The sequence below is a fragment of the Streptomyces sp. AM25 genome (genome assembly GCF_058146165.1).
This window is the reverse complement of sequence record NZ_JBKIWN010000130.1, coordinates 1-1,113: the sequence shown is the minus strand read 5'-3', so window position 1 is coordinate 1,113 and position 1,113 is coordinate 1. Positions and strand designations below refer to the sequence as shown.

At 67.8% G+C, this 1,113-nt stretch carries 3 protein-coding genes; 1 reads left to right on the top strand and 2 read right to left on the bottom strand.

Annotation, left to right across the window (positions count from 1 at the left end):
- Positions 1–74: 74 nt before the first annotated feature.
- Together ACLHRZ_RS37230 and ACLHRZ_RS37225 are read right to left on the bottom strand one after the other, a co-directional pair.
- Positions 75–371 (bottom strand): IS3 family transposase, encoded by a 297-nt coding sequence (locus ACLHRZ_RS37230; RefSeq protein WP_490423009.1) that lies wholly within the window; start codon positions 369–371, stop codon positions 75–77.
- Between the two features lie 245 nt (positions 372–616).
- On the bottom strand, positions 617–703 hold the full coding sequence (locus ACLHRZ_RS37225; protein WP_490423010.1) for a hypothetical protein: 87 nt from the start codon (positions 701–703) through the stop codon (positions 617–619).
- 99 nt (positions 704–802) lie between these two features.
- Between ACLHRZ_RS37225 and ACLHRZ_RS37220 the strand changes: the two genes are divergently transcribed.
- On the top strand, positions 803–1,113 hold a 311-nt coding region (locus ACLHRZ_RS37220; protein ID WP_490423008.1), incomplete at its 3' end, for a hypothetical protein.

Here is a 1,113-nt window from a genome sequence, read left to right as displayed (position 1 = left end):
GCGACGACGAGTTCGGCATCGTGGTGGGCGCCCATGGCATAGCCGAGCAGACGGCGCGAGAACAGATCGATCACTTATAGGTAGAGTTTCCCCTTGCTCGTGACGATCTCCGTCATATCGCCAGCCCAGACCTGGTCAGGGGCGTCCGCGCTGAAGTCGCGGCGCACGAAGTCCGGGGCCGCGGGCCGCCTGCCGGGGCGCGTGAGGCCATGCCTGCGACGGATCCTGCGTCCGGCCAGGCCCATTTCGGCAACGGTGTTCACCGAGATGCGCCATCCTTCCCGGACGAGCGTGATCCAGATCTTCGGGGAACGGTAGGTGCCGCCCGACTCCTCGAAGATCCGCCCGATGGCGTCGGCCAGCCGCCCCACGCCGCACCTCACGGGCGGTGACGGGCCGGTCGCGCCACTGGTAGAACCATGACTCGCTCACGCCCAGCACGCGGCATGCAATGGTGTGCGGAATGTTCTGCCCGGCCCTGCAGTCGCTGATCACCCCGGCCACCCGGGCCGGGTCCGCAGCAGCTACTTCACCCACAAGGCCATGCAGCCTCCCGCAGCCGGCCACTCGCCTCGGCCGGCGCGGGCCGGTCGGAGGAGGCCGAGCCGTTGCGGCGCTACTGCGAGACCCAGCTGTGCAGCGTGCCGGGATGAACCCCGAGGTCCTCGACGACCTCCGGGATCGGCTTGCCCGTCTCGATCACGATGCGTACAGCACCTTCACAGAACTCAGTGTCGTACTTCTGCTTCTCGGATCCTATGAACCTCAACTTCCCCTGGCGTCACGGACTCCACGTTACGAGGTGACCCTCACCTGCCGTCTGCTGTATCTGCTGAAGCCGGACATTCCTGAGCTCTGGGACAACAGGTCCGACGGCAACGTCTGCTTCGCCGCGGTGGCCGCCATCAGTACCCGGGTGCTGGGCCGGCTCCGCAGCAGTCTGCGCGTACTGGTGCCCGCCCGGCTTGCCGGCGGCTCGTGTCCGCCGGTGACCGGCACGGTGCGGTGCGGGACAGCACCCAGCACCCTGCGACCGGCATATCTGCGGGGTCAGACCGTGGGTTCAGAGGGCTTCGGGGTGCGCAGTGTCGGCGCTCACGTAATTGGCCCGTG